This is a genomic window from Nesterenkonia alba DSM 19423 (assembly GCF_000421745.1).
GTDB lineage: Bacteria > Actinomycetota > Actinomycetes > Actinomycetales > Micrococcaceae > Nesterenkonia > Nesterenkonia alba.
On sequence record NZ_ATXP01000024.1, the window covers coordinates 1 to 7,807 of the forward strand.

At 54.8% G+C, this 7,807-nt stretch carries 8 protein-coding genes; 4 read left to right on the plus strand and 4 right to left on the minus strand.

The features are described from left to right. The 4 genes from H578_RS15285 to H578_RS0111770 all read left to right on the plus strand — a co-directional run. A partial coding sequence (locus H578_RS15285) for an integrase core domain-containing protein (protein WP_156837341.1) occupies positions 1-291 on the plus strand: 291 nt, incomplete at its 5' end. Between the two features lie 334 nt (positions 292-625). Then, positions 626-1,261 (plus strand): glycosyltransferase family protein, encoded by a 636-nt coding sequence (locus H578_RS0111760; RefSeq protein WP_022873875.1) that lies wholly within the window; start codon positions 626-628, stop codon positions 1,259-1,261. Between the two features lie 78 nt (positions 1,262-1,339). Then, a complete protein-coding gene (locus tag H578_RS0111765; RefSeq protein WP_028464208.1) occupies positions 1,340-2,701 on the plus strand; it encodes an O-antigen ligase family protein in 1,362 nt (453 codons plus the stop codon). 17 nt (positions 2,702-2,718) lie between these two features. Next, the gene (locus H578_RS0111770; RefSeq protein ID WP_169558526.1) at positions 2,719-4,101 is read left to right on the plus strand and encodes a flippase; all 1,383 of its coding nucleotides are present in this window, start codon (positions 2,719-2,721) and stop codon (positions 4,099-4,101) included. Between the two features lie 55 nt (positions 4,102-4,156). Here H578_RS0111770 and H578_RS16775 read toward each other — a convergent pair whose 3' ends face one another. The 4 genes from H578_RS16775 to H578_RS0111780 form a co-directional block, all read right to left on the minus strand. Further along, on the minus strand, positions 4,157-5,194 hold the full coding sequence (locus H578_RS16775) for a capsular polysaccharide synthesis protein (protein WP_084710232.1): 1,038 nt from the start codon (positions 5,192-5,194) through the stop codon (positions 4,157-4,159). Positions 5,195-5,220: 26 nt separating this feature from the next. Continuing rightward, a complete protein-coding gene (locus tag H578_RS16080) occupies positions 5,221-5,907 on the minus strand; it encodes a WecB/TagA/CpsF family glycosyltransferase (RefSeq protein WP_084710234.1) in 687 nt (228 codons plus the stop codon). Between the two features lie 137 nt (positions 5,908-6,044). Beyond that, positions 6,045-7,445, minus strand: coding sequence for a sugar transferase (locus H578_RS15110; protein ID WP_022873878.1), 1,401 nt, complete (start codon positions 7,443-7,445; stop codon positions 6,045-6,047). 39 nt (positions 7,446-7,484) lie between these two features. Next, a partial coding sequence (locus tag H578_RS0111780) for an integrase core domain-containing protein (protein ID WP_028464087.1) occupies positions 7,485-7,807 on the minus strand: 323 nt, incomplete at its 5' end.

A 7,807-nucleotide genomic window follows, 5' to 3' on the forward strand; every position in this document is an offset into this window, starting at 1 on the left:
TTCATCGCCGCCCACCCCGAGCTACACCACGTGCGCACCCGAGTGAAGACCCCGGGGCAGAACGGGTCCCGTGAACGCGGCTTCGGCACGCTGAAGTACGAACGGCTCTACCTGGACGAGATCGACGACGCGATCGTGCTCGCCGAGCGGGCCGAGGACTACCGGATCGAGTACAACGAGCTCCGGCCCCACGAGGCCATCTCATGGAACCGGCCCAAGGAGGTGCACCTGGGCCTGGCCGACCCCACCACCCCGACATTCAAAACCAAGGAAATCCTGCCAACTACTTGACGCGGGACAACCCCACCCTCGCAGTGTATCCCAGGTGGTTAAACGACTCGTCAACACACGCACCACTCCCCAGCAAAGAAAAAGCAGCAAACACCCAGTTCCTGAAAACGTTACTATAATACCCTGGCGCCCAGATCATCTATCTTCAAAATACTTTGCCAGGCGCCTCAAGAAGCACATTAGATCGCACCTAGTAGCTGTACTTGTCTATCTACCTTCCCTCACCAATCGGGCAGTAATCGACCTCTTGGACCCGCACTTTGTTATCCATGACCGCGTCGTGGACTGGGCAAGCGTCCCAGATTCATGGTATCCGCCACGCTCTTGGCGGCAGGTGGAGGCCTCGTTTGAACAAGAGGCCCGGGAAGACCGGGTGTTACTTGTCACAGAAAATGACCAAGTCGCTGCGGACTGGTGCAAAGCCGACTTGAAGTACCTTCAGGTAACTCACCCCGCAGACGATGAGTTCGTTGAGCATCGATGGACACGTGGCTCAGACCAGGGCACTTTGGGATATTTTGGCACCGTCCGGAAAGAAGAGATTGACATCGAGAAGATGGTGCGCCTCGCGCAGGTGCATCGTCTCGAGATAGTGGGCCCTGTCGATGATAGTGCAGTAGAACCGCTTTTGCGCGCCGGCGCCACTCTCCATGACCTGCAGCCTTTGGATGAACTCGTAAAAATCATGGATACCTGGGACGCCATCGTGTTGCCCTACAGAGAAGGTCCCCGCACAGAAACGCTCGTGCCGGCCAAAATCTGGAATGCGCTGGCTACCGGCAAGCCTGTCTACTACACGGGCTTAGCGCTCCCCGCGAGTGTGACAGACATGCTGAAACCACTTGACGAGCTTCTTGAGGGAGCCAAGCCCGAGTGTGAACTGAGCGCTGACCGACCCATACCAACTGCAGACGACGCATGGCATCACATTAGTCACGCCCTCCAAAACATGCCTCCCCGTCATAGGTGAGGGGGAGATGGATCAGATGCTAAGCAGATTGCGGAAGAGTACGCTCGAGGCGTTAGCCATCTCACGAGGGATCAGGACATGAACGCAAACGCTCTTAGCGCTGACAGAGTCTCTAGCAGCGATTTTACACACCTCGTGCGCCTCACCCTTTACACCTACCCTCTACTATGGGCGCTCGGCCTAGGCGGACTCTTCTGGCCGCTACTAGGACTAATAGGAATCTTGGACCTCTACCGACACGGTGCACGACGGAAGGTCGTTTGGCTTCCCCTAGGTATATTTTTCGCGCTCTGCCTGTCGTCTGTGATTGGCGTGGCCGCCTTCGGGTGGAGCCTCGACCGCATCGCTGGGTTATTTGGCAACGGGCTTGTCTGGGTAGCTCTCAGTGCCCTGTTGGCCAACACTCCCTCGCCAGAACTTCGAAAAGCATTATCCAAAGGAATAGTGTTGATCGTGGCCATACAAGGCCTCGTTACTGCAATGGCAGCCGTCCTCTACCCCCAGCCTTTCCCCCTTCCTTTGATGCAGGACACCTGGGGCGCCATCCTGCCTTCCGGCATCGGAGCTTTTGCCACGGGAAGCGTTTACTACCTCGACTGGCTAGGCGGAGAAGCCTTCAGATCGACGGGGATGATGGCTAATGCGACATGGGCCGGGGCAGTATCTGCAGCCGGAATCCTTCTCTCTGTTTCGTTGTTGAAAGACAAAGGCGCATGGAGACTCCTAGCCGTGGTTGCCATACTAGGCGGGAGTTTAAACCTATACCTATCTCTCAGCCGCGTTGGCTGGGCCGCCTTCTTAGCGTCACTTGTCGTCGCCGCTCTCATTCTGATAAGGCGACACGTATCGCAGGTTGCATATTATTTCTCTCTAACTCAGATAATTATATTTACTATTGCCACCACCATATTCCTCGGAAGCGCTATATACTCTTTCCTTGAAGATCTAAACATGGAACGCGCTGGGTCCGGAGCATCTCGAGGTGCCATCTATGCCCACACTCTTGATCTAGTAGGAGACTTATGGCTCCCACTACTAGGCTACGGGGTGAAGCCCGAAGGCATCGACCTAGTCGCCAATATAGCAACTCATTCTGCCTATATAGGAATGATATTCCGGGGCGGATTGATTGGGTTCATATTTCTTGTAGCTCTCATAATCCTGGCACTCAGCGTAGCCATCCGCCACAATGACTGGCTGTCCGCCAGCCTAGTTGCATTCGTGGCCATCTGGGCTGCGCTAGAGGACCTAGACGTTGGCCACCTTCTTACCCTAGTCCTAGTTCTCCCTTTCACCACCCAGAGTGGCGGAACTACAAGGACCTCCCCACCAGACAAACAGAGCCCCGCGCATTCCAGCCCAAAGTACGCACAAGCAACGCTGCCCTCGCTCCAGGACCATGACACTCCAGACCGCTCCGCCCGGTCACAGGCGAAATGAAAGGCGCGTACCAACGGATGTCATCAAGTCCCAACGCTCAACTCACCCCTGAAGCAGCAGGTTCCGGTTCTACAGCGTCAGATGTCGGCAAAGAACATAAAAGACGTGCAGTGGGAAGCGGGCTCTGGAATGTACTGCACGCAGGGGGGACCACCGGACTCAACACACTCTTCGGCGTTCTACTCATTATCGGGCTCCCCCCAAGCGAAGTTGGTATCTATAACTATGCTGGTGGGGTAGTGGCGTTGGGCGCTGCAATGATGACAACGGGCTTTGACTCATTTGTAGTTCGACGAATCTTGCAAGATGAGCAGAAAGCCCCTCAAGTGTTGGCCTCCGCCCTAGTCCTGCGAGAGGCTCTCGCCGCCTTCGCGTTGATGATGGCAATAGGTCTTGTACTTACCAGCGGCAGCCTCACAGTGGCCATGGCAGCCGTCGTCATGACATCAGCACTTTTCCTCAGGGCATTGGAAACCCCCAGCTTATGGTTTTTAGCACACCTACGCAGCCGGACTCCGACCATAGTCGTGGTCAGCGCATCAGCAGTACTCTTTTGCGTCAAAGTAATCTCACTGTTTACTTTTGGGGAACTATGGATATTAATTGCTCTGTTTGTACTTGAAGCGGGCGTCTGTGGTGTTTCCATCTGCCTCACGTACAGACGAGTAAGTGGGCTGCCATTTTTTGTCAGCCCCTCGTGGGCTGACATCCGCCATATGCTGAAGGAAGCATGGCCCCTGATGGTCGCCGGTGGTGCCGACCAGTTCGCATCGAAGGTAGGAATGTTCTTCCTCCAAGCGGTGCACGGGTCTGCCTATGTCGCTGTCTACTCGGCTGCCGTCCGCTTTACAGAATTGGCTGCTATGTTGCCAGTTGTCTTTATGACCTCCACGCTTCCCTTGCTAGTTAAGTTTTCTCAAGGTGACTCAGGTGTCTACCAGCGCTATCTTCAGAAGTCGTATGACCGCGCCTTCTGGTTAGGGGTACTCGCTGGTCTCCTGCTCTGGGTGGCTGGAAGCATAGTGATAACTGTTATATTTGGAGACGACTACCGAGAATCCATAACAGTCCTGGCGATCACTTCTTGTGGAGCACCCTTTCTCTTTATGGGAGCCATCTATACGAAGTGGACGGTTACGGAGGGGCACTACAGAGTGCTGTTGACCCGATATTTCTGTGGTGCAGTAGCGGCGACAACTGTGGCCTTTCTCGTTGTCGATCGATGGGGACCGGTAGGTGCGGGGGTCGCTTGGCTATCGGCCATCGTTGTTGGCACCTACCTCTCGACCCTAGTAGACCGGCGCTCTTGGAAAGCTGCCGGCCAGATGAGCAAGGCCTTTGTGTGGCCAATTAGGGTGACTATAGCCTTCTTGCGGGACAGGCTTTCCAAGCAGGGATAGGTAGAGGGTTCTTCCTGGACATGGTTCTTCCTCCAGATATAGAACGCCATGTTCCCTACGGAGCACTTAAAACATCCGCGGCAAGTGTCGGGGTTCCACTAGGACTTTTTAAAGGATACTTTACGTGATTCGAAAGCTTATAGAAGAATGTGTTACTTTCGAGGTACAGTGAACGCAGATCCTTTGATGAAGGTGTACCCTTTTCAAGCTCAGGACCAAGAAGCTCACACAGTTGGTTATTTGGGGGTATATCCTCGTATTGCTTACTAATAGCAGGGAGGCACTCCCGTGCGACTTTTGCGACGTGGTTAAGTAGCAGGTAATCAATCGGACGATTGTACCGTCGTAGATACTGGAGCAAAAACTCTCTAATAAAAGAGACTAGAAGACCCTGCGGCTGGGACGCAAGCATATAGCCCTGCCAGTGACATATATCAACACAAACCGGCTCAAGAGGGAAACGCGGGTCGATTTCCTTCGCTGTCCAATATGGGGACAGCCACACTTCTTCCGGTATCTCACTCACAAGGACCACGCTCGAATCCAGCCAAAGTCCTCCATGTTGAGTTAGCAGCCATATCCGTGCAATATCTGAGAAGAAGGCGTGTGAGATGATCCCAGAGTCGTATTTTTTGTAGATATCGTCAGGAATATTCACGAGGTGACGAAGGTCCGCCCTGTCAACGACCTGAACGGGGTGGCGGCCCGCGTGTTGGCGAACGGTCCTCACTTTTGCCGCTACATGTGGGGGTATGGCGTGTTTCCCCTGTAACCATAGGATCCAGATTGGTGCTGTCTGGGACCAATTCAGAGGCAAGTTGGGGTCGGATTCTTCTCGCTTTTTCCAGTCATCGATGAGGTCGGAGAATTCACGTCGAAGAAAATGCTGCACCCAAATGTCCTTGCGAGCATGAACCTCCCGCGTGAATCCAACCCACCCATTCCGTATCGCTCGTTGCGAATCTATAGTGCACCGCATTTGGAGTAGCGCATACCGAGGAGAGAAGTCCAAGGCATAGTACATTAGCTGCGTTGCACGCTTACGGGCTTGTGCAGCTTTAGCGAGACCTCTCATGGCTAGGCCATCCTCCATATTGACGTGTGGCGACTCCCGCGTCCTCAGATCTCATTTCGTTTGCTTCTCACAATGAGTCCCACGAGTTTGACCGGTTCCACTAAATAACGAGAGGCAAGACGTCGGGGGTCGTGTACTAGTCTCCAAATCCACTCCGCCCCAATACGACCTACCCACCGAGGTGCTAACGTACTATGCCCTGCTACATAGTCAATTGCTCCGCCAACAGTTGCGTAAACGGCTTCCGGAAGCTCTCCCCATGCGGCGTGTAAGAACTCCTCTTGCCTTGGCATACCCAGGCCTACGAGCACGAGAGAAGGGTTTCCTGTGCACAGCCACGCAACTGCTTCGTTGTGATCCACATAGCCATGTTTGCCCTCCACTTGCCAGCCCTGTGCGCCCAGTTCTTCCCGTAGTTTGGCAACGGCATCCCGGTTACTGGCTTCTGTTGCACCGTATACAAAGAGACGCCCTGGGCGAGGAGATTCGGCCAGCCGAGCAATCCAGTCAGTGGAGCCAATCCGATTTACGGTTTTCAGTTCCTGATGCGAGTTTCGCCGGGCCAACCAAAGAATCGGGGCACCATCAATCACGACCCGGTCCGCCTGCTCGTACACTTCACGAAATTTCTGGCTCTTTTGGTAGATGTATGCACTATGGAGGTTGTGATTGAGGAGGAGCCGCTTCCCTGTCTGCTGACTGACCCACTGCACTGTTTCCGAAGCAGTCATCGGAGTTACTGTGAGCCCAAGTGGACGCACCTCGATTGGATGTACGTCTGCAGGCGAAAGTTTTGTCCCCGCCCGTCTCGTCTTATCCACGACTCTGGCTCCCTCTATCGCCGAAGGCCCGCGAGCCCGCGAAGATACTAGTATGCACCCGATCCCCGGATGACGGCTCTTAACGTCCGCCAAAGAATGGCTAGATCTGCTGTCAGTGACCAGTTCTCTACATAGTACAGGTCCAGCCGTACTGCCTCTTCCCATGGTAAATCAGAACGACCACTCACCTGCCACAATCCAGTAATTCCTGGCTTGACGAGGAACCGCCTGTGAACGTGGGATTCATACTGTTGCACCTCTCGCTCCAGAGACGGCCGAGGGCCAACTAACGACATACTTCCGCCAAGGACATTAAACAACTGGGGCAATTCATCGAGGCTGTACCGCCGCAACACCCTTCCAACAGTTGTGATCCGGGGGTCCTCTTTTATCTTGAAAAGGACACTGCCCTTGTCAATCTTCGAAGAATGGTCTAGCTGGTCCAGCAGGCTATCGGCGCCATCCAGCATCGATCGGAATTTGAGCATCTGGAAAGATTCCCCCCGAAGGCCTATGCGCTCCTGTTTAAACAGCACAGGCCCGGGAGAGGTAACCTTCACCAGAAGAGCGATCACCAGCATGGGCAAGGCGAGTGTGACTAGGATCGCTAAAGAGGCCACAATGTCGAAACCCCGCTTCATCACCATACGTAGACCTGAATACTGCGGGGTTTCAACATGCAGCAAAGGCAGTCCCGCTACTGGCCTACTATGAATCCGAGGACCACTGACATCCGTAAGGCTTGGCGCCACAATCAAGGAGTACTTTCCTTGCTCCAGATCCCAGCTCAGCTCTTTCACCCGTTTGGGATCCAAGTCATCGGAACTAGTAACTATTACGGAATCGGCGCCGATTTTCTCCATGGCAGTACGTGCAGACTCGAAATCCCCGACCACGGGTATTCCGGCCACAGTCTTACGCAGGCCGGCAAGTCCACGACTAAGGCACACACCCACCACCTGGTAACCCGCCCAGGGCTGGTTAGACAGTTCTCCCGCAATGTGTTCCACCGACGCTGGAGAGCCCATGAGAAGGACCCTCCGGCAGTATGAGCCAGAACGCCGTTGACGATGTAACCAGCGGCGCCATAACCAGCGCTCCCCCAAAAGAACCAACATCCCCAGCGGGAAGATCAGCAGCAAGTATCCTCGCGCCAAATCCAGCTTCAAGAGGAAAGCGAGTGTTGCCACTCCGGCAAAGAGCCTAACAGCCCAGTCCGCAATGATTCGATACTCAAGCCAACCAGACCCCAACACCCGCGGATTCCGGGAACCGCTAAGCCATAGGGTGACAGTCCACAATGCAACGATACTTGCAGACACAAAGCCGTAGCCCAAACTGCCTTCACCAACAGTAGACAGACTGTACTCGACGTCAGAGCTCAGGCCTGGCCACGTCAACTGCACACCCAGCACTACTGCAAGCACCACAATGAAATCAGAAATCACCAGGCGACATTGGAATGCCCCCGGTGTTAGGTCCAGTTCTTATGTGAGCTGCGGGGGTTGATCTTCTCTTGTGTGGCGGCAGGCTGCGGCGTAGGCCGCTGGGGGTTGGTAGCCCAGTGAGGAGTGCCGCCGGTGGTGATTGTAGTCATACTTCCAGTCGCTGATCACGACCCTCGCGTGGAGCAGGGAGTAGAAGCTGTTGATGTTCAAGCACTCATCCCGGATCCTGCTGTTGAAGGACTCCACATAGCCGTTACGCCATGGTGCCCCCGGCGGGATGTAGTGCAGTCCGACCTTCTGCCCGGCCCAGTCGGCGAGGGCCTGGCTGATCAGCTCCGGACCGTTGTCACAGCGGATCACCT